General features: G+C 63.4%; 12 protein-coding genes and 1 riboswitch. Of the genes, 2 read left to right on the top strand and 10 right to left on the bottom strand.

What is annotated here, in order from left to right:
- The 9 genes from KTAU_RS19870 to KTAU_RS19830 all read right to left on the bottom strand — a co-directional run.
- Positions 1 to 4,858 (bottom strand): serine/threonine-protein kinase (locus KTAU_RS19870; protein ID WP_151730005.1); only part of this gene is annotated, 4,858 nt, incomplete at its 3' end.
- Between the two features lie 481 nt (positions 4,859 to 5,339).
- Positions 5,340 to 7,688, bottom strand: coding sequence for a 5-methyltetrahydropteroyltriglutamate--homocysteine S-methyltransferase (metE, locus tag KTAU_RS19865; RefSeq protein ID WP_371875124.1), 2,349 nt, complete (start codon positions 7,686 to 7,688; stop codon positions 5,340 to 5,342).
- 71 nt (positions 7,689 to 7,759) lie between these two features.
- Positions 7,760 to 8,794 (bottom strand): ribonucleotide-diphosphate reductase subunit beta, encoded by a 1,035-nt coding sequence (locus KTAU_RS19860; RefSeq protein ID WP_151730003.1) that lies wholly within the window; start codon positions 8,792 to 8,794, stop codon positions 7,760 to 7,762.
- Between the two features lie 267 nt (positions 8,795 to 9,061).
- A complete protein-coding gene (locus KTAU_RS19855; RefSeq protein WP_151730002.1) occupies positions 9,062 to 11,593 on the bottom strand; it encodes a ribonucleoside-diphosphate reductase subunit alpha in 2,532 nt (843 codons plus the stop codon).
- 115 nt (positions 11,594 to 11,708) lie between these two features.
- A riboswitch (cobalamin riboswitch) is annotated at positions 11,709 to 11,941 on the bottom strand.
- A 120-nt stretch (positions 11,942 to 12,061) separates the two neighbouring features.
- Entirely contained in the window at positions 12,062 to 12,850 is a 789-nt protein-coding gene (locus KTAU_RS19850; RefSeq protein WP_151730001.1) for an ABC transporter permease, read from the bottom strand.
- Positions 12,851 to 12,857: 7 nt separating this feature from the next.
- Complete coding sequence (locus KTAU_RS19845) at positions 12,858 to 13,661, bottom strand: ABC transporter permease (protein ID WP_151730000.1); 804 nt, start codon at positions 13,659 to 13,661, stop codon at positions 12,858 to 12,860.
- Positions 13,662 to 13,665: 4 nt separating this feature from the next.
- Complete coding sequence (locus tag KTAU_RS19840) at positions 13,666 to 14,649, bottom strand: ABC transporter ATP-binding protein (RefSeq protein WP_151729999.1); 984 nt, start codon at positions 14,647 to 14,649, stop codon at positions 13,666 to 13,668.
- Positions 14,650 to 14,739: 90 nt separating this feature from the next.
- Complete coding sequence (locus KTAU_RS19835; protein ID WP_151729998.1) at positions 14,740 to 16,251, bottom strand: pyridoxal phosphate-dependent decarboxylase family protein; 1,512 nt, start codon at positions 16,249 to 16,251, stop codon at positions 14,740 to 14,742.
- A 161-nt stretch (positions 16,252 to 16,412) separates the two neighbouring features.
- Complete coding sequence (locus KTAU_RS19830; RefSeq protein WP_151729997.1) at positions 16,413 to 17,777, bottom strand: MFS transporter; 1,365 nt, start codon at positions 17,775 to 17,777, stop codon at positions 16,413 to 16,415.
- A 493-nt stretch (positions 17,778 to 18,270) separates the two neighbouring features.
- On the opposite strand from KTAU_RS19830, the gene KTAU_RS19825 reads away from it, so the two are divergent.
- Both KTAU_RS19825 and KTAU_RS19820 read left to right on the top strand, forming a co-directional pair.
- Positions 18,271 to 19,302, top strand: coding sequence for a DNA methyltransferase (locus KTAU_RS19825; protein WP_151729996.1), 1,032 nt, complete (start codon positions 18,271 to 18,273; stop codon positions 19,300 to 19,302).
- Between the two features lie 180 nt (positions 19,303 to 19,482).
- A complete protein-coding gene (locus KTAU_RS19820; RefSeq protein ID WP_151729995.1) occupies positions 19,483 to 19,989 on the top strand; it encodes a hypothetical protein in 507 nt (168 codons plus the stop codon).
- Between the two features lie 52 nt (positions 19,990 to 20,041).
- Here KTAU_RS19820 and KTAU_RS21725 read toward each other — a convergent pair whose 3' ends face one another.
- Entirely contained in the window at positions 20,042 to 20,476 is a 435-nt protein-coding gene (locus KTAU_RS21725; protein WP_170293453.1) for a thiol-disulfide oxidoreductase DCC family protein, read from the bottom strand.
- Between the last annotated feature and the right edge of the window lie 132 nt (positions 20,477 to 20,608).

Below are 20,608 nucleotides of genomic sequence, written 5' to 3'. Positions count from 1 at the left end.
TGGCGCCGATACTGACCAGGCCCGCCGTGTACCAGGGCAGCGTCCAGCGCCAGCGCCCCCCTGCGACCTGGGGGCGGCGGCGCTGCCGGGCACGCAGCCCCAGGCCCGCCAAGGCCGAGAGCGGCACCTGTCCCAGGAGCAGCAGTGCATTCGACAGACTTTGCGGTGACAGCAGAGTGGCGATGCTGCCCGCCAGCAGCAGCGGGGGCACCAGCCAAAGAATTTCCGGAAAGCCCTCTAGCACGCCGATGGCCGTCGCCAGGCCGGCGTAGCCCAAGGGCACGTAGGGATTCTGCTGCCAGGGCACCCCGGCCCCCCAGAAGAGAGCGATGGTCACCGTGCCCAGGGCCAGCAAGGCCGCCGTATACCACGGGCCGGCACGCAGCAGCCGCTGCCCGCGGCTCTGGTCGCCCAGGCGGCTAAGGGTCAGAGCCACCAGGGCACAGCTGGGGACCAGGAGGAGCGGTAACACGCTCTCCCCAACGAAGCGCAGCTGTGCCGAGAGGAGATCTGGCAGGATCAAGGAGCAGACCTCCAGTACCAGTATGGGAGCCAGCCAGAGCAGGGCAGGTGTCTGCTCCAGCAGGGCCTCGGCAGTGGCCAGGCCAGCGCAGGCCAGGAGGACGTACGGTCCCAGCTGGGCAAGGGCAGGCAGACTGGTGGCCCATAACTGCGGGTCGAGGAGGGCGAAGCTGATGGCGCCGATACTGACCAGGCCCGCCGTGTACCAGGGCAGCGTCCAGCGCCAGCGCCCCCCTGCGACCTGGGGGCGGCGGCGCTGCCGGGCACGCAGCCCCAGGCCCGCCAAGGCCGAGAGCGGCACCTGTCCCAGGAGCAGCAGCGCATTTGACAGACTTTGCGGTGACAGCAGGGCGGCAATGCTGCCTTCCAGCAGCAACAGGGGTGCCAGCCAGAGTGGCTCGGGCAGCTTTTCGGCCAGGCCCACCGCCGTCACCACGCCTGCCAATCCAAGCAAGACAAAAGCGCTATAGGCTTGAGGTGTATCCTCTCGAGGTGGTAGCGCATGTCCCATGACCAGCAGCAGGCTGAACAGTCCAGCCACGTACCAGGGGAGAGCCCAGCGCTGGCCTCTGAGGCGGCTGACCAGCATACCCACCACAGCGGTGCCGACGGCCACAGCGGTCAAAGCCACGAATTCGTTTTGAGCCAGCCAGAGGGCCACCAGAGCCAGGAGAGCGGCGGGAACGAGCCAGAGGCGGGTTCTGGCCCAGAGGCCGGCCAGATAGGAGGTCAGCGCCATGACTAGCGCCTCGCCTACCGCCAGCCATTCAGAACCAGGGGAAAGCGAGGCCAGCGCCATGCTGCTCCAATACCACTGGGGCAGCGAGTGATCGAAGGAATGGGTCCAATCCACCAGCAGCAGCACCGCCAGCCACAGGCTGGTTCCCAGGGCCACGGTCGTCAGCGGCCAATCCCATTCCCAGAAGGTCAACAGGCGCTCAGCCTGCCAGTCCTGAGGGATCCTGCGTGGAAGCGCAGCCGGTCCTGCCGGCAGGAAGCGGCGCAACGTTGCCGCCAGAGGCGGCAGCAGAACGGAGCTTGCCAACAAGACGATGGCCCAGGCATCCATCTCCCCACGGTTCTCGGCGATCCACAGCCCGAGCAGCGACAGCCCGACGGCCAGGAACAGGCCGGGCAAGAAAAGCCAGAGAGAACGGCGCTGGGACACCAGCAGAGCATATCCCAAAGTGCCAAGCAGCAGCGGCACCAGGCTCATGGCCTGGAGGTCCTGCTGCAGTGGAAGGAGGGCCAGGATCAGGATCGCAGCGGTGAGCGTTACCACCTCCCAGGGGGCGGCATACACGCGCCCGGCCAGGAGGCGGAGCAAGGCGGAGAGTACCAGCAGGCCGCCGCAGAGCAGGCCCAACCACCACAAGGGTCCAAGCGAGGCCCAATTGATTCCCTGCCCCAGAGCTGCGTAGCCCCAGACAAAGAGGCCTCCAGACAGCACCTGTAGCCAGGGCGAGCGCTTCGGGCGAAGGCGCTGCACTTCCTGTGCCGCGGCCTCCGGCGCAGGGAAGAGGATCATCAGCAGCAGCAGAGCGGCGCTGGCCCAGACCATCAAGGAGCCGGCCAGGAGGTCCTTCTGTTGGAGAGCAGCTTGCGAGGGCAAAATTGCCAGGAAGGGGACCAGCAGCAGCAGAAGAAAGCGCAGCGTCGTCAGCTTGCGTCCGGGGCGCAGGTAGAGCCAGAGCGAAGGCGGTGCCAGCCGCGCGTAGCCTTCAAAGGCGGCGCTCAGCAAGAGCAGGTCCAGGCTGCTCATGAGCCGTGCGTGTTGTGGGACAATCAGGCTGCAGGTCAGTGGCACGATCAAGGTGATCAGGGCTAGCAGCGGGTACTGGGAGGATCTGCGCAGGCGTGCATCGGCTCGCATGAACCAGGCCAGGGCCAGGAGCAAGGTGATCGGGAAAGCAGAGAGCGGTATGGTGGATGAATAGCCTATTGTTGGCTGTAAGATCAATAAGAGCAGAAGTAGCAATAAACTCAAGAGACCGGCAAGGCAACTGAGTCCATAAGCCAGGAACTGCGCAGAGAAGGCCAGAGGAGCCCGGAGCACATCCCAGGAGGTTTGCAAGAGCCGGGCTAGCGGAGATCCCCCTGGCGCGAGCTGAGGGTCACCCAAAGCCTCCGTCTCGATTAAGGCCAGTACCAGTAACCCGCTTGCCGTCCACCAGCCCCAAGAGGAAGGCGAGATGGCCCAGACCAGGGAAACATCAGCGACCGCCAGGGCCACGGCGCAGAGAATAGCAAAGGGACTGAAGCGCTGGGAGACGGCCAGCACGCCGTAGGTCACGGCGCCGTAGAGTGCTGTCAGCGCCAGCAGCCACGGCGTCCCATTGGGAACGATGCTCGTCAAGTCAGGGAAGAGCAAGGGCACGGTGAGAGCGAAGAAGAGGGCATAGATCCCTCTGAACTCGCGGAAATGGCGAGAGCGTCCGGTGATTACGACCATCAGCGCGAAAAAGCCCTGCGCGCAGATGGTCACCGGCAGCGCGTATTTCGACGCGGCGATGTGGAAGACCAGGAGCGCGGCCAGCAGCAGGAAGGTGCCCAAGGCCACCATCAGGGCTGCCGGCGACTCGACCAGCGGTCGCAGCGTCGTGATTGGACTGGGGCGCGGCGGACGTGGCGGGCGTGGTGGCAGCGGCGGGCGCCCCAGGGAGGCCGGCTCTGACACTGCCCTGGAGATCGCCGCTGCCGAAGGCTGCCGCATAGCGATCTGCGGCCTGCCGACACTCGCCGCCGGCGCCTGGAAGCCCGGCCCAGAAGCCTGGCGCGGTGACTGAGAGGTGCTGGCTGGCGCACGTTCACCTACAGGCTGTGCCGAGTGCAGCACAGGGGGCAGTGCTGGCTGCTGAGAGGCTGCTGGCGCCTGGGCCGCCGCATGTTGAGGCTCCTGCAGCTGTTGCGCCTGCAGTGCCTTCCTGACCAGCGTATCGTCAAGCTGGGCAGGCTCCGGTCCGTATTGGGACGCCGGTTGACCTGGTGCTGCTGCCGCTGCACCCGAGACCGCTGGGGGGGCAGCCGTTCGTTGCGGCGTCTGGGCCTTAGACGATGCGAGGCTCGTCCCGTGCAACTGCTCACGCGCGATCAGTTGCCGCACCTCCAGGAGACGACGCCAATAGCGGTCAATGGCCAGCCCCAGCGGTATGGAGGCAGCGCCGTAGCGCACCTCGCGTCTGAGGGCCAGCAGCGAGGGAACGGAGAGCGACGCCAGCGCCCCCAGGTGCATGGGGGCAGCTCCGGCCTGTGCCAGGCGGCTTAACTCTGCGAGCAGTTGCTCCAGAAAGCGCTGCTCCTCCTGAAGATCGGATGGGTATCCACAGGAGGGACAGGCCAAGGCCAGTCTGGTCGAGGGCAAGGGCTGGCGACAGAGGCGACAGAGGCGCCTCTGGCTGACCTGCTCCTCCGCTGCCATCTTACCCTCCTGCTGATGGAGCACCTGCTCTGAGGGGGCAGGTGCCAGCACTGACGACCTGGGCACAGGGGAAGAGCTGCCAGAGGAGGCAGAGGCAGCGACTGGTTGGCTGGCCGTTCCACGCATAGCCAAGGCACAGGCCTCAATAAACGCCTGCAGCGTAGGGAAACGCTTGCCGGGGTCTTTCTCCAGAGCGTGCCGGAGCACGGCCTTTAGCTCCTCTGACGCAGGTCCCATCAACGGTGGGGGAGGAGCATGCAGGTGTTGCGCACAGATCTCCCGGAAGGAGCCGATAAACGGCGGGTGCCCACTCAGCCATTCGTAGATCAGACAGGCCAGCGCATACTGATCACTGGCCGCCACCGGCAAGCCCATAATCTGCTCAGGAGCCAGGTAAGCTGCGTTGTCGCGCTCAGCAGCCAGGCGGTCCTGCCAAAGGGCTGGCAGGCTCAGTAGTCCGGCATCGCTCAGCATCAGGCTCCCATCATCTTTGAGCAGGATATTCTCCGGCTTGAGGTCTAGATGAAAAAGGCCCTGCCGATGCAGGTGCTGGAGCGCCGTCCCGATCTGTAGCACCGCTGGGAGCACCATCTCAGGACGCAGGCGCGTCCCTTGCGGATAGCGCTGACGCAGCGAGCCGGACTGGGCATACTCAGTGACCACGAATGGCGAGTTCTCACGCAGGCCAACCTCCAACACGCGCACCAGACCGGGATGAAGAACCTGGGCATAGGCCCGCAGCGTCTCCACGACGTGCCGGCGTTCTTTCTCAAGGCGCACTGTAGGGAACAACTTGAAAACGACAGGTCTCCCGCTAGTACGCTCCTCGCCGACATAGGTTTCGGCGAGGCTGTTTCTCCCCAGGAGATGGCTCAGGCTGTAGGCGCCTGGCCCTCCTGCATCGCCCGCTATACTCATGAGTCCACCTCATCGAGGGCATGAACCCAGAAGAGAGAAAAGAAAGACACATCCAACGCAGACCAGCGGATCAATCGTGCTTCTATCGGAAAAGGACAGGGAGACGACAGCTCTCAAGCTGAAACGAGCCAAAGAGTGCGCTAGTGAGGGGCAGGAGGACAAGCAATATCGATGTTCTGACAGTGCCTGGTCTGCCGTCTCATCTGCAAGGCAAGATAGCTGTCAAGGGCAATCGTCGCTAGGAGGCAGCTCACAGGAGGAGTGTGACCTCCTTCACAGAGCGGGCGAAGAAGGAAAGGACCCACGCCGAGCTAGATGGGCAGAGCACACAGACAACAGTAAGGAAAGGAAGAGGCTGAGAGCAGAAGCCAGACGGCGCCGGCGAGGTCAGGCAGCCAGTGATTCTACAAGAGCGGGCTGTTTCTTCCCGGCCAGCGCCGTCGTGAGTTGGTCTGTGTTCAGGGTCCGGAGCGAGCGCTGGTTAGCGGGCAGGGCCTGATTGTACCTCAGCCTGTCCACTAGCCAGACGTGTGCGTACAGCACGCACTGCCTGTAGCAGATTGGTCAGGGCTGGCCTGACCTCCTCCCAGCGACGGGTTTTGAGACCGCAATCGGGATTAACCCATACCTGTTCTGCAGGCAACACCTCCAGAATGCGCAGCAGGCGCTGCTCGTACTCACTGACCGAAGGGACATGCGGCGAATGGACATCGTAGACGCCCGGGCCAATTTCATTCGGGTAGCGATAGCGGACAAAGGCGTTGAGCAGCTCCAGACGGGAGCGCGAGGCCTCGATCGAGAGTACATCGGCATCCATCGCGGCAATGGCCTCGATGATATCGCCGAACTCGGCATAGCACATATGCGTATGGATTTGCGTCTCGTCGCGCACCGAGGCCGAGACCAGGCGGAAGCAATCGACGGCCCAGTCGAGGTAGCTGGCCCACTCCGAGCGGCGCAGTGGCAGGCCCTCGCGCAGTGCCGGCTCATCGATCTGGATAACGCGAATCCCCGCCGCCTCCAGATCCTGGACCTCATCGTGCAGGGCCAGCGCCAACTGATAGCAGGTCTCGGCCCGCGGCTGATCGTCGCGCACAAAGGACCATTGCATCATGGTCACCGGGCCGGTGAGCATCCCCTTGACAGGGCGGGCGGTCAGCGACTGGGCGAAGGCTGACCAGCGCACGGTCATGGGGCCGCGGCGCTGAACATCGCCATAGATGACCGGCGGGCGCACGCAGCGCGAGCCATAGCTCTGGACCCAGCCATTGCGCGTGAAGAGGAAGCCATCAAGCTGCTCAGCGAAGTACTCGACCATGTCGCTGCGCTCGAATTCGCCATGCACCAGCACGTCGAGGCCGATCTCCTCCTGGAAACGAATAGTGCGCTCGATCTCGCCCCGGATAAAGGCCTCGTACCCGGCGGCGTCCAGGCGCCCATTCTTGAAAGCGGCCCGCGCGGCGCGCACCTCCGCGGTCTGTGGGAAGGAGCCAATGGTCGTGGTTGGCAAGAGCGGGAGTTGCAGCTGGGCACGCTGTCGCTGGCGGCGCACAGCGTAAGGACTCTGTCGACGTGCATGTTGGGCCCGCACCTGGCGCACGCGCTGATCGATCTCCTCGTTGTGGATGCGCGGCGAGGTGCGGCGGCGCTCGACGGCCTGCCGATTGCGCTCCAGCTCATCGGCAATCGCCTGCCGTCCCTCGTTGGCCGCCCGTGTCAAGAGGACGATTTCCTGCAGTTTCTGGTTGGCGAAGGCCAGCCATTGCTTCAGTTCGGCATCCAGCTCGCTTTCCAGCTCCAGATCGACGGGCACGTGCAAGAGCGAGCAAGAGGGAGCCAGGAGAATGCGCTCGGAGCCGAGGCGTTCAACAGCTCGTTCGACGAGGGCAAGGGCCTGCTCGAAATCGGTGCGCCAGACATTGCGCCCGTCGACAATCCCCAAAGAGAGCAGCAGAGAAGAGGGAGCTGCGGCCAGCGCGCGCTCCAGCTGCTGGGGGGCTCGCACCAGGTCGAGATGCACGGCGGCAACCGGGAGGTGCAAGACCGTTGAGAGGGCTGGGCCCAGGTCGCCAAAGTAGGTCGCCAGCAACAGGCGCAGCGAGGGCGCAGCCTGGCTGAGCCGGATGTAGCTCTGCTCGATAGCCCGCAGAGCAGCAGGCTCAAGGTCCAGCACCAGGCATGGCTCATCGAGCTGCACCCAGTCGGCGCCCGCCGCGGCCAGGCGCTGGAGCAGCTCCTCGTAGACTGGCAGCAACTGCTCTAGCAGCCCCAGCGGCGAGAGGCCCTCTCGGTGCGCCTTGCCGAGGAGCAGAAACGAGACCGGCCCCAGCAGGACCGGGCGGGTGTGGATACCCAGGCTCCTGGCTTCGTTGAACTCATCCAGTGGTTTCGTTGAGGTGAGGTGAAAAGAGAGATCTTCCTCAAACTCGGGCACGATATAATGATAATTCGTGTCGAACCATTTGGTCATCTCCATCGGCGGCACTGCCTCACCCGCAGGGCCGGCTTCAACGCCGCGGGCCATTGCGAAATAGGTTGACAGGTCCAGCTCCAGCGCCCCATTGTCGCCGGCGCGGCGATAGCGCCGCGGAACCGCCCCCACTACCAGCGCCATATCCAGCACGTGGTCGTAGAGTGAAAAGTCGTTGGCCGGGATCTGGTTCAGCCCCAGGCGCTGCTGGAGCTGCCAGTGTTCCCGACGCAGTGCAGCGGCCTGCTCGCGCAGTCCTTGCTCGTCCAGCTTCCCTGCCCAGAACTGCTCAAGCGCCCGCTTTAGCTCGCGCTTCGCGCCAATACGCGGGTAGCCGAGATTGGTAGCCTGCACCATAATCCTCCCTCTTCCTTTCCTCGCGTCTGGTCCGGTCCGACTCAGCAGCGATCAGCAGAGCACGCTCGTCGCCACTAATCCCATTCGAGCGTCGCCGCCGACCGATACTCCGTGACCCGCGTCTCAAAGAAATTCTTCTCCTTGCTCAGGTCAATGGTCTCGCTCAGCCAGGGGAAGGGATGCGGCTCGTGATAGACCGCCGGCAGGCCGATGCGCTCCAGGCGTCGATCGGCGATATGACGTACATAGCGCGCAAAGGCCGGGGCGTGCAGGCCCGCGATCCCCTCAGGCAGGCAGTCGTAAGCGTAGGCGATCTCTAGCTCCACCGCCTCCTCAATCAATTCCATAATATGCCGCTCAAACTCGGGTGTCCAGAGGCCAGGGTTCTCAACTTTGATCCCGTTGATCAGGTCAATGCCAAAGTTCAGATGGATGGTCTCGTCGCGCAGAATATACTGGAACTGCTGGCCAATGCCCGTCATGAGATTACGGCGGTGGAAGGAGAGGATCATGGCGAAGCCGCTGTAGAAGAAGATGCCCTCCATGATCACGTAGTAGCCAATGAGGTTGTCCAGGAACTGCTGGGCCTGTTCTGGCTCGGCAGTCGAGAAAGCGGGATCGAGGAGCGCATAGGTCAGCTTCATCTCAAAGGCATCCTTGCGCTGGATGGCGGGGATGCGGTGGTACATGGTGAAGACCTCGCGCTCGTCCAGGCCCAGGCTCTCGACGATATAGAGGAAGGCGTGGGTATGGACCGCTTCCTCAAAGGCTTGCCGGAGCAGGTACTGGCGACATTCGGCGTTGGTGATGTGCTTGAAGATGGCCAGGACCAGGTTGTTGCCAACCAGGCTCTCAGCGGTGGCAAAGAAGCCCAGGTTGCGCATGATGACCAGGCGCTCGGCCTCGGAGAGGCGATTGCTCCGCCAGAGTTCGATGTCGCCGGCCATCGGGACCTCATTGGGCATCCAGTGGTTGGCACAGCCGTTGAGATAGTGCTCCCAGGCCCAGCGATATTTGAGCGGCATGAGCTGGTTAACGCTGACAGCTGGCCCATTGATGAGGCGTTTCTCTTCAAGAATGTCCTTCTGACTGAAGGCGTTTGTCGCCATGAGTCTTGGTTCTCCTTCTAGGGTGCCCGTGTGTTGCGCGGTGTGGCCTGGCACCAGGGCCAACAGGGAGCGATTGGTTCACCCTCCCCCAGAGCGGCCCGACGGTGGGGCGAAGGATCAGCAAAGGATCAGCAGGTGAGTCAGTTCGGCATCTGCGCCCACCGCCTTCTCGGCAGCCGCGGGGGGGACGGGCCGGCCTTCCTCATCCCTCATCTGCTCTGTCTGCCGGGTGACTCGTCTCCTGCGGCTGCAGTGCAGGCAGTCCCATTACTGGCAAGCTTCGCAGTCGTCGTCGAGCGAGCAAACTGCAGCGGGACTGGCAGGGGACGGCAGGGTCAGCGGAGCCGGCTCCGTTTGGCTCTCGTGGCTGCCAGCGAGCGGGGCCCGGCTGGCCTCTTTGAAGGCTCCGCGCCTGATCTGGACAGCACTGGAAGGGCTGACATTCTTCATCCAGCGTGGCTGGATTCCCCAACGGTTGATGTCGACCGTCGACTTCTCAACCTGGGTTGCGGCCAGCGTGCGCAGGTAGTAAGTCGTTTTGAGTCCCTTTTTCCAGGCGCGCATATAGATCTCGTGCAGTTGCTTGCCGCTGGGTGAGGCCAGGTAGAGGTTGAGCGACTGCCCCATGTCGATCCACTTCTGACGCCGGCTGGCACACTCGATCAGCCAGCGAGGGTCGATCTCGAAGGCCGTCAGGTAGCGCTGCTTCAGCTCCTCAGGCACCATCGGTAGCTCTTGCAAGGAGCCATCGTAGTACTTGAGGGCCTCCAACATGTCGGCATTCCAGAGACCGGCAGCCTTCAGGTCGTTGACCAGGAAGGTGTTGACCGTGGTGAACTCGCCCGACAGGGTGCTCTTGACATAGAGGTTCTTGTAGATTGGCTCGATCGATGGGCTGACGCCGATGATCAGCGAGATGGTGGCCGTGGGAGCAATGGCCAGGACATTGCTATTACGCATGCCATGCTGGCGGATGTGAGTACGCACTGCTTCCCAGTCGAGGGTGGTGCGGCGGTCCATCTCCAGGGGTTCGCCGCGCTCCTGCTCCAGTAAGGCGATGGTATCGATAGGCAGCAGGCCACGGTCCCACTTGGAGCCGCGGTAGCTGGGATAGGGGCCGCGTTCGGCAGCCAGCTCACTGGAGGCCAGAATGGCATAGTAGGAGATCGCCTCCATGCTGCGATCGGCGAACTCGACCGCTTCCTGGGAGGCGTAGCTGAGGCCGAGCAGGAAGAGGGCGTCCTGGAAGCCCATGACGCCAAGCCCGACAGGGCGATGGCGCAGGTTGGCCGTGCGCGCCTCCGGGGTGGGATAGTAGTTGATGTCGATGACGTTGTCGAGCATACGCATGGCCGTTTGAATGGTTGACCGTAACTTTTTGTGGTCGAGCTGACCATTGACAATGTGGGCCACCAGGTTGAGCGAGCCGAGGTTACAGACCGCCGTCTCCTCTTCAGAGGTATTGAGCAAGATCTCCGTGCAGAGATTGCTGCTGTGGATGACGCCGGCGTGGTCCTGGGGCGAACGCACATTGGCTGGATCTTTCCAGGTCAGCCAGGGGTGGCCGGTCTCGAAGAGGCGGGTGAGCATCTTGCGCCAGAGTTCGACCGCTGGCAGGCGCTTGAAGAGGCGGATCTTGCCCTCATCGGCCAGGCGCTCGTACTCGCGGTAGCGCTCGGCGAAGGCGTGGCCGTAGAGTTCATGCAGGTCGGGTACCTCATCCGGGCTGAAGAGGGTCCACTGCTCTCCGCGCTCGACGCGGCGCATAAACTCGTCGGAGATCCAGCAGGCCGTATGCAGATCGTGAGTACGGCGGCGTTCATCGCCGGTGTTGCGCCGCAGGTCCAGAAAGTCCTCGATGTCCAGATGCCAGTTTTCCAGATAGGCGCAGACGGCGCCCTTGCGCTTGCCGCCCTGGTTGACGGCCACAGCGGTATCGTTGACGACCTTAAGGAAGGGAATGACCCCCTGGCTACGGCCATTGGTGCCCCGAATGTGCGCGCCCAGGGCCCGGACACGGGTCCAGTCGTTGCCCAGGCCGCCGGCCCACTTGGAGAGCAGGGCATTGTCCTGAATGGACTTGAAGATGTGCCAGAGGTCGTCTTTGACAGTGGTCAGGTAGCACGACGAGAGTTGCGGGTGGGAGGTGCCAGCATTGAAGAGCGTGGGTGTGGCCGGGGTGAAATAGAACTGCGAGAGCACTGCGTAGAATTCGGCGACGCGCTCCTCCTTGTGTACTTCGTTGAGAGCCAGGCCCATAGCCACGCGTAGCCAGAGCAGCTGCGGCAATTCGAAGCGCTGCCCCTCGTACTGGAGCAGATAGCGATCGTAGAGCGTCTGCAGACCGGGATAGGTAAAGAGCAGGTCGCGCTCGGGATGAATCAGGGCCGCGATGCGTTCCAGGTCGAAGGTGGCCAGGCGGGGATCAAGCAGCCCGGTGTCGATGCCACGCTGGATGTAGCGCAGCAGATAGCGCCGATAGGCGTTTTCCATTTCGGCGAAGCTGCAGGGGAGGTGCTCGTCTGGGCTGAGCGCCTCTCGATAGAGCGACAGGAGCAGGATGCGAGCAGTGATGGAGCTGAAGGCCGGTTCTTGCTCGATATGGGCACGCGCTACCAGCAGCAGGGCTTGCCACAGCTCTGCTTCGGAGAGGCCAGCACTGAGGGTGGCCTGGACCTCCTCCAGGAGCTGGGCGCGGTCGACACGATCCTCAAAGCCGTGGCAGACCTCGGCAAGGACCTGCTCGGGGTCGATGGCCGCAGGGGTGGCCGGGCGCGTCTGGTTCGCTGGGAATGACATGCCGTTTTCCCTCCTTGAGATGAAAAAAGCCTGTTCCCTCGACGGAAACAGGCTGACACGCACAGACAGCCTCGTGAATGAGCTGTCGGCTGGTCTACCCTTTCACGCGAAGGGATCGAGCCAGATCCCACAGGTGGGCATTCGGGCTTAGCGCCTCCGTCCGCTGGCTGGCTTTCTCATGCCAGCGAGTACTGGTGATCTCTCCTCCGCACTTCGGATCTTTGTCGGCGGCGGGGATCGATCGGGACGGGGCAGCTTACCGCTGCGCGACAGCGCCGGATTCTCACCGGACTTCCCCCATGTTTCAGCGATGCCACGACAGCATCGCCCTGTGGGTGTCTTTCTCTCTTCGGTTGCCAATGAGCACAAGATATAGGCAGGTACGGGCGGTAAGATACCATATGTTGTAGTGGAAGTCAAGGAGGAGAGACTGGCTCTCCCCTGGTACTTCTTTCCTGTTTTTGGGACTCAGGCCGAGGCGCCGCTGTAATAGCGAATGGCAAAGCGCCAGAAGAGGCGCGAGGCCAGCAGCGCCAGGGCAGCCAGTAGCAGGGTGCCCGCCAGGACCAGCCAGGTCAGGCGGGCGGTCAGGGCTTCGGCGGGTACGGTCACAGCGAAGGCGACCGGGACAACGAAGGTCAGGATGGCGCGTAGCCAGCCGGGATAGATGTCGACCGGCCAGCGCCCGGCCTCGTACATGCTCTCGAAGATGACCAGGATATTCTCCATGCGCACATACCAGAAGGAGAGGGTGGCCAGGAAGAGCACAAAGCTATAGATGATGACAGCGCCAGCCAGCAAGGTCAGAGCGAAGGCCAGCAGCTGGAAGGGTCCGGGCAGGCCGCCGTGCCAGAGCATGGCCCCTACGAGCAAGGCCATCCCCAGCACGACGTCGAGGAGCTTCCACACGTCGATCTGCTGGATGCTGACGAGCAGCTGGGCGTCCGCGGGTCTGGTGAGTACGTAGTCGAGGGTGCCCTGGCGCACCTGCTCAATGAGGCGGTTCATGCCGGGCATGATGATCATGTTGATGGTGCCCCCGATGAGGAAGTAGACGCCGATGAGGGTGAGCAGTTCGTCAGCACTCCAGCCATTGAGGGCCCGGGTAGAGGAGAAGACAACGCTGACGAAGGCCAGGGCCGTTCCCAAGTCAATCAGTGACTCGGCGATCTGCAGCCAGAAGCTGGCCCGATAGGCCAGCTCGCCCAGGATACTGATGCGGAAGAAGGTCCACAGGAGACGCAGATAGGTACGCATAGCAGACTTACCCTCCAACTGCCGTGTAGCGTTTGAGGCCGCGTCGCCAGGTGAGGTTGAGCAGGCCGAGGCCGAGAAGCAGCCAGAGGAGCTGAGCGAGGAAGCCAGTGACCACGGCCTGGGAGCTGAGACCAGTGCTGAGCAACTGGGCCGGGAAGGCGACCATCCATTGAAAGGGGAGCCAGGCGGTGATCGCCTGCAGCGGGGCCGGCAAGAAGGATAGGGGGAGCAGTTGCCCCGAGAGGAAGAGGACGACGACCACATAGAGCTGGTTGATAACGTTGACCTGAGTCAGCCAGAAGGCCAGGAGGGCCAGGGTCCACTCCAGGGTGAAGCGCAGGGCGAAGGCCAGGAGCAGCGCCGGTAGAAAGGTAGCCAGGCTGGCAGGGCTGGGAGTGAAGCCAGCATGGAAGGCCAGCCAGAGGAGCAGCGTGACCAGTCCGATGACTGGTAGCATGAGGATCTTGTAGGCCAGGTGCTGAGCAATGTCGGCGTGGATGGGGTGGACAGGTCGCAGCAGCAAAGGCGAGAATTCACCTTCGCGCACACGCCGGCTGAATTCCCAGAAGACCCAGGTCTGGGTGGCGTAGTTCACCAGCATGGTGGCGATGAAGTAGGCGGCGAAGCCAGAGGGGTTGTAGCCATTCACTTCCCCGCCTTCGTTGCGGGCCACGGTCGACCAGACGCTGATAGAGACCGCTGGTCCCAGCGCCACCTCGATGAGCCAGATGACAAGGGCAGCGCGGTATTGGAGCTGTTCGGCAATGGCCGTCTTGAGCTGCTGGCGATAGACGGCGATGAGGTGAGTCATGCGCTTAGACGACCTCCTCCTGGGTAAAGATTTGTTCGATAACGGCCTCAATGGGCGGGTCCTCGACGCTCAGGTCGAGGACTGGCAGGTCCGTCAGCAGGCGAGCGGTGATGCGGGCGACCGCGCTTTTGGGCACACGCAGGCTGACCTGATCCTCGTTCTGGCTGAGGACTTCGCCGTAGGGACGCAGGTCAGCTGGCTCTTGCAGACGCACAATGATGGTCTTGTAAGGTGAGAAGCGCTCGACCAGGCGGGTGAGATCGCCGTCGAAGAGCATGGTGCCGTGGTGGATGAGGATGACGCGCCGACAGAGGGCTTCGACGTCGGCCATATAGTGACTTGTCAGCAGCACAGTCGCTCCTGTGCGATGGTTATATTCGCGGATAAAGTCGCGAATGCGGCGCTGCATGACGATGTCCAGGCCGATGGTTGGCTCGTCGAGGAAGAGGACCTGGGGGCGATGGAGCAGAGAGCCAGCGATCTCGCATTTCATGCGCTCTCCCAGGGAGAGGTTGCGCACAGGCTTGTGCAGTAGGGGCGCCAGGTCCAGGAGATCGGCCAGTTCATCCAGCATGTGACGGTACTGAGCCGGGGGAATGCGATAGATGGCCCGGTTCAGCTCAAAGGAGTCGATGACGGGGATGTCCCAGATGAGTTGCTGGCGCTGGCCCATGACCAGGGCGATCTGGCGCAGGAAGGCACGCTCGCGTCGCCAGGGGACGTAGCCCAGGACGCGTACATCGCCGGCGCTGGGGTAGAGGAGTCCAGCCAGCATCTTGAGGGTGGTGGTTTTGCCGGCCCCGTTGGGGCCGAGGAAGCCAATGATTTCGCCCGCTTCTATGGTAAAGGTCAGATTGTCGACGCCAACGATTTCCTGCATCTGGCGTCGAAAGAGAGCGCGTAAGGCGGCGCCCAGGCCGGCCTCGCGCTCATAGACGCGGTAGACTTTGCGCAGGTGCGTAACGTTGACAGCCGTAGCGGCAGTCATGATGTTCGATGGCTCCTTCGTGTGGGGAGGTTTCTCCCCTCTGGCGTTTTTCTTTCTTGCTTGAGTATAGCGGGTCCTGGTGGGAGGGCGTCAATGCGGGTCGGCGTCGGGGTCAGGTTGACGAGCCTGCTGCGGTCTGGCTTGCCGGCGCTCCTGGGTGATGAGGCGCTCCAGCCCTGTGCGTAGCCGTTCGATGAGGGCCTCATTGGTGGCGGGATGAAGCAGGACGGCGCGCAGCCAGCGCTGGCCCTGGTAGAGGGGCAGGGAGAGAAAGATGCGCTCCTGCTCCAGCAGTGCAGCCTGCACCCGGGCGTTCAGGGCGTCGTGAGCTGCGGGGGGCAGCCAGGCTGGCTCGAGGCGGAAGCAGAGGAGATTGGTCTCGGGAGCGTGGGCGAAGCGCAGCTCAGGCAGGGTGCGCAGGCGCTCGTAGGCCAGGTTGGTCAGGCGACAGGCTTCCTCGACCAGCTGAGCGTAGCCGCGCCGCCCCAGGTGCTGGAGCGAGAGCCAGAGCTTGAGGATGTCGCTGTGGCGTGTGCCTTGCAGGCCGATCTCGCCCAGATTGGGCGGGGCATCGGGGTCATCCTCCTCCGGGTGCTGGCCCATGTAGGGCGCCGGGATGTGGAAGGCGCGCGTGAACAGTTCCTTGTCGCGCAATAGAAGCATGGCGCAGGTTTTGGCCACGTAGAGCCATTTCTGCGGGTTGAAGGTCAGGGAATCGGCCTGCTCGATGCCAGCGAGCCGTTGACGCAGCTGTCTGGAGAAGATGAGGGCGCCACCGTAGGCCGCGTCGACGTGGAACCAGAGGCCATAGCGCTGGGCCACGTCGGCAATGGCGGCCAGGGGGTCGATCAGTCCAGCCACGGTGGTGCCGGCGGTTGCGACGACGCAGAAGGGGCGTTCGCCGCGTGCCTGGGCCTGCTCGATCAGTGTGGGGAGCCGATGGACGTCGAGATGGCCGGTCTCATCGATTGGCACAGGGATGACGGCCTGACTGCCCAGCCCGAGGAGCATGGCGGCCTTCTGGAGTGAGGTATGGGCGGCCTCGGAGGCGAAGAGCACGGGGCGGGTCCCGAGCGAGGTGAGTGCGCCGTCGCGCACTCCGAGGACGTGGTTACGGGCAATGGCCAGGGCCTCCAGGTTGGCCAGGCTGCCGCCGCTGAGCAGGAGGCCGCCGGCCCGCGCTCCCAGCCCGAAGAGCCGGGCCAGTTCGCGCAGGGTGGCCCATTCGAGGCGCGAGAAGGCGGGCGACATCTCGACGCTGAGCATATTGTTATTGAGTGCGGCGCTCAACAGGTCTCCCACCAGCGACATTGTCGTCGGCAGCGAATCCATGTGACCGATGTAGCCGGGGTGGGCTGCGTGCATGGAGGCAGTGACAAGCGTGCGCAGATGCACCAGCAGCTCTGGCGCGGGCAGACCCTGCTCCGGCAGTGAGGGTGCCGGCAGAGGGGGCGGCCCGTCTGGCAACGGCGGAAGGTCGCTGGCGTGGCTCGTGTAGTCCAGGGCCAGCTGCAGGGCCTCCTCCAGCAGCGGTGCCACGGCCTGGCGATTGCTGCCGTCGGGGGCGATGAAGGCTGAGATCGGGAGGTTCCTGAGATCCATAGTGGGTAGTGGATTCACTCCTCTCCTAGAGAAAAGAGTATGGCCAGCAGAGAAGGCTGAGGGAGGGAGGTACGATGACCGTTCCCTCAGCCTTCTATTTTGCCCCTGGCCAGTCCGAGTGGCAAGGTCCAATGATGGGCAGGCAGGGCGGGTGGGCCAGGCTAGCGAGCGATGATCTCCAGGGTGCGCCCGGTGCTGCGGGGGCCGAGCAGGGCGACATCCAGGCAGAGAAGGACGAGCAAGACGGCCTCTCCGGCGAAGACCGCGACTGGCCCCAGCGATTTGAGCACGGGCAGGGCGGCAAAGGGCAGGATGGCGCTGACCAGGCGGCTCAGGCTGTAGGCAATGCCGACCGCGGTGCCGCGCATGCGGGTGGGGAAGATCTCAGCCTGGTAGATGTGGAAGGCGTTGGAGAAGATGTTACTGACGGTGGTGAGGAGGAAGCCCGAGATGACCAGGACGATGGCGGAGGTGGCGAAGCCGAAGCTGAGGCCGAAGAGGGCAATCAGGAGGGCCGAGACGACGATCAGCCATTTGCGCTCGACGCGCTCGACGAGGAAGATGGAGATGAAGGAGCCGAGGGGATAGCCCAGGAAGCTGAGGGCTGTGTAGCCTAGTGAGGTGACGACGCTGAAGCCCTTGGCGGTGAGGACGACGGGGGCCAGGGAGCCGAAGCCGTAGTAGCCAACAGTCTGGAGGATCTGGAAGATCCAGAGCATGATGGTGCGTTTGGCATAGACGCCGCTGAAGATTTCAGCGATGGTGGCCCGTGTCTGCGGCTCGACGACGACCGGCTGCGGCTCTGGTAGCTCTTTGAGACCATGCTCGCGCATGATTTGCTCTTCCATACTGGCGAGGGCGGCATTGGCGGCCGCTTCGTCCTGACGGATTTCGTGCCAGCGCGGCGATTCGGGCAGGTTGCGGCGCAGGAGCCAGACGATCAAGGCACCGAGCGAGCCGACGATGAGGAGCCAGCGCCAGCCGTCCAGGCCGAGGAAGCTGCCTTTGACGACGAAGCGCCCGACGAAGCCGGCCAGGGGGACGCCAAAGAAGCCCAGGGTGTAGCACCAGGCGGTGTAGCGTCCGCGGGCATGGCGCGGAATCATTTCGCCCATGTAGATGTCGGTGAGGGGTGGCTCGGCTCCCAGGCCGATGCCGGCCAGGAAGCGAAAGATGACGACCCAGATGAAGTTTGGGGCGAAGGCGGCGATGAGCGAGAAGAGGGAGTAGATCAGCAGGTCAATCATGTACATGCTGCGCCGCCCGATGTAGTCGGAGACGACGCCCAGGACGATGGCACCAACGAACATGCCGAAGAAGCCGGAGCCGATGATGAGGGCGGTCTCGAAGGTGGAGAGGTGGAAGAGGGGAGTGAGCACAGCTCCCAGCAGGCCGCCTAGAAAAATATCGTAGAGGTCAAAGAAGGTGCCGATGCCTAGCACGAAGCTGAGCCAGCGGTGCAGCGAGGAGAGGGGCAGGCGATCGATGCGTGAGGCCACGGTGATGCGACGTTCTGCTGCTTCCATGAGCGCTTTGCCTCCATTGCAGTGATGGTGAAAGTGCGCGTACTCAGCGCACTGCAGGCTACTCGGGGCGCTCGCGGCCAGGAGTAGCGCCGGGTTCCGCCCGCCAGTGGGCGCAGGCACAATGGCGATACACTCTTTGCTTGATACGATGTGGCGTTCTTAGAGCCGTGACGCTTGAAAGGGGTTCACCTCCTTCTGCTTCGTTGCTTGGGCTTCCGCCATTCCTCACGCTCCCACACTTTTTCATTGTACCTTCTCCGATCTCATATGTCCATATGGAGATAGGTCTCTGGGGAGGAGAGTGCTGTGACCATCGCGTTTTGGCGGGCACGCCTGTACTTGCGGTAGAGCTTTCCTGTGCTATAGTAATGGGTTGTGCTCACTGGGAGGGTATGGGCACACAGCTACCATCGGTCAGGCCTGGCACGTCTGCCCGGCTGGCGCTGTGGGGCTGGAGGAGACTTCCCCGGAGGGAGGAATCAGTTCAGCAGTGGTGGCAGAGCTGATCTGGCAGCAGAAGCACAATCCCTACGCGGCGGGGCTGCCGCCGGCACCGCGTCTGCAGATCTGTGAGCGCGTTCCGGCGCTGGCAGGCCCTGACTCTGGCTGTGAGGCTGAGGGCGAGGCTGCGGCAGGCTGGGAGAATCGCTTGATCCACGGAGATAAGAGCCTGGTGTTGCCGGCCTTGCTGGCGGAATTTGCCGGGACCGTCGATCTGATCTATATCGATCCTCCGTTTATGAGCGAGCGAACCTATCGTAGTGGCCGCGGTCTCGCCTATCACGATCGCTGGCAGGGCAATCTCGATGGATACCTGCAGTGGCTCTATGAGACGTTTTTGCTGCTCTATCGTCTGTTGGCCCCTCGTGGGAGCCTCTACGTCCATCTGGACTGGCGTGCCGTCCACTTCGCTCGCCTGCTGCTGGATGAGGTGTTTCGGGAGGCGGCGCCGGCGGGTGGCGGTTTCCAGAACGAGATTATCTGGCATTATCATTCCGGCGGGCGTCCGCGACGTTCCCGCGGCTTTGCGCGCAAGCACGATACGCTGCTCCTCTATACCCGCTCGCGCCAGTATTGTTTTCATGGGGAGCGCATTGGTCCACTGCGTGGGCGGGAGCGGCGCAATCATATGCGGCGCCAGGTGGAAGCCGATGGGCGGGTCTGCTGGACGATCCGCGCGGGGGGCCGTCTCTATCGCTACTACGAGGATGAGCCGATGACGCCCGCTGATGTCTGGTGCGATATCAGCCATCTGCATCAGCGTGATCCCGAGCGCAACGGCTATGCGACCCAGAAGCCAGCGGCGCTGCTGGAGCGTATTCTGCTGGCTTCCAGTGAGGAGAATGATCTGGTGCTCGACTGCTTCTGTGGGAGCGGTGTGACGCCGGCGGTGGCCGAGCGTCTGGGCCGGCGCTGGATCGCCTGCGATGGCAGCCCGCTGGCGATCGAGGTGACGCGCGAGCGCCTGCTGCGCTTGGCTCCCCGTCGTCCTTTCTGTGTGCAGCGTCCCCTTTCCCAGCCGTAGGCAGATTGGCTGCCGCTGATGGTCGAGGCTTGCCGCGCGTGTGCAGCTGTGCTATCCTGTAAATGAGCTGCCGTATGAATTAGTTCCTTCTCTCTTTTGTGAAATATTCTCGTTTTGTATGGGAATGTGGTAATTGGCTTCAGTGATTGTGGAGGTCAAGTGGAAAGAGGTGTGTGGCGTATGCAGATGAAGAAGACAGCAATTCCTTCGACTCCCCGTTATGAGAAAAGCCTCGTGGGGCGCCCGCTGCGCTTGCCGACGCATAACTATGGCTGGACGGGGACCTACCTGGTGACGTTGCAGGCGGAGCCGTATGCGCCGAGCTTTGAGGACCCGGCACTGCGCCGGATTCTAGAGGAGACCTGGCAGGCTCTGCCTCGCCCTTTCCCTGGGCTGGCGCTGGATACGTTTGTGATCGGGCCGCAGCAGGTGCGGTTTATTCTTTCCTTTGAGGGCAATACCAATCGGACGATGACGCTGGGGCGGGTGGTGGAGTCCTTTAAGTCACTGGTGGCGGTGGCCTGGCTGGCTCATCTGGAGCAGGTGCGCGCGCCTGGTCCAACGCCGCCGTTGCGCATCTGGCAGCGCTCCTATAGCGAGCGCTATCTTCACGACGAGCGTGAGGTGGAAGAGGTGCGCCAGGCGCTGCGCAGCGGTACCCTGCCGGCGGAGCCGGAGGAGTCCTGAAGATTCTGGCCGGTGGCTGGGACGGTGGGACGACAGACAGGGCGGGCCTGGCTTAGCGCTGCGGCGGCTCAGGGTGGCTGGCACCGCAGGGGGCGCCGGGGCGCTGGCAGAAGGGTCTGATGCCCGGCAGATACTGGCGGTGGGCGGCCACCCAACGGTAGAGGTGCTCAGTGAGCGGCCCCAGGCCGGGCAGGCGGTAGAGGCGCTGCCAGAGGGGGAAGCCGATCAGCAGGTCCAGGGTACAGGCAAGGGCCTGGGCACCGCGGTAGCGCCGTCCGTCCGGGAGAATGGTCCAGACGCTCTCTTCGCAGGCTCTGACGCTGAGTCCGTAGCGCTCGGGCAGGCCAGGGATCTGGAAGGGAAGACAGGTCACTCTCCGGCCCCGGTCCAGGCGGCGCAGGAGTTCGGCGGTGGCGGTGCAGAAGTCGCAACTGCCGTCGAAGATGACGATGGCTTTGACGGGATGGCGATAGGCTTGATCGGACATGGCGAGACTGGCCCCGGCCCTCGCTGTTGTCTCTGGTGGTGGGGCGAGCTGGGACCGTTTGGGCTTGCCCTCCTTTCTTTTCTTTTGCTGGCTGTTTTTACTATAGCATATTGCGGTTCCGGTCGAGGGCGG

Source organism: Thermogemmatispora aurantia (assembly GCF_008974285.1).
GTDB classification, from domain to species: Bacteria; Chloroflexota; Ktedonobacteria; order Ktedonobacterales; family Ktedonobacteraceae; genus Thermogemmatispora; species Thermogemmatispora aurantia.
Note: the sequence above shows the minus strand (reverse complement) of the source record. Positions and strands in the feature narration are given on the sequence as shown.

Bases quoted from the DNA above. Each gene is read 5' to 3' on its own strand.
- KTAU_RS19860 (WP_151730003.1), bottom strand. From the start codon at position 8,794: ATGGCGACAAACGCCTTCAGTCAGAAGGACATTCTTGAAGAGAAACGC.
- KTAU_RS19855 (WP_151730002.1), bottom strand. From the start codon at position 11,593: ATGTCATTCCCAGCGAACCAGACGCGCCCGGCCACCCCTGCGGCCATC.
- KTAU_RS19850 (WP_151730001.1), bottom strand. From the start codon at position 12,850: ATGCGTACCTATCTGCGTCTCCTGTGGACCTTCTTCCGCATCAGTATC.
- KTAU_RS19845 (WP_151730000.1), bottom strand. From the start codon at position 13,661: ATGACTCACCTCATCGCCGTCTATCGCCAGCAGCTCAAGACGGCCATT.
- KTAU_RS19840 (WP_151729999.1), bottom strand. From the start codon at position 14,649: ATGACTGCCGCTACGGCTGTCAACGTTACGCACCTGCGCAAAGTCTAC.
- KTAU_RS19835 (WP_151729998.1), bottom strand. From the start codon at position 16,251: ATGGATCTCAGGAACCTCCCGATCTCAGCCTTCATCGCCCCCGACGGC.
- KTAU_RS19830 (WP_151729997.1), bottom strand. From the start codon at position 17,777: ATGGAAGCAGCAGAACGTCGCATCACCGTGGCCTCACGCATCGATCGC.
- KTAU_RS19820 (WP_151729995.1), top strand. From the start codon at position 19,483: ATGCAGATGAAGAAGACAGCAATTCCTTCGACTCCCCGTTATGAGAAA.
- KTAU_RS21725 (WP_170293453.1), bottom strand. From the start codon at position 20,476: ATGTCCGATCAAGCCTATCGCCATCCCGTCAAAGCCATCGTCATCTTC.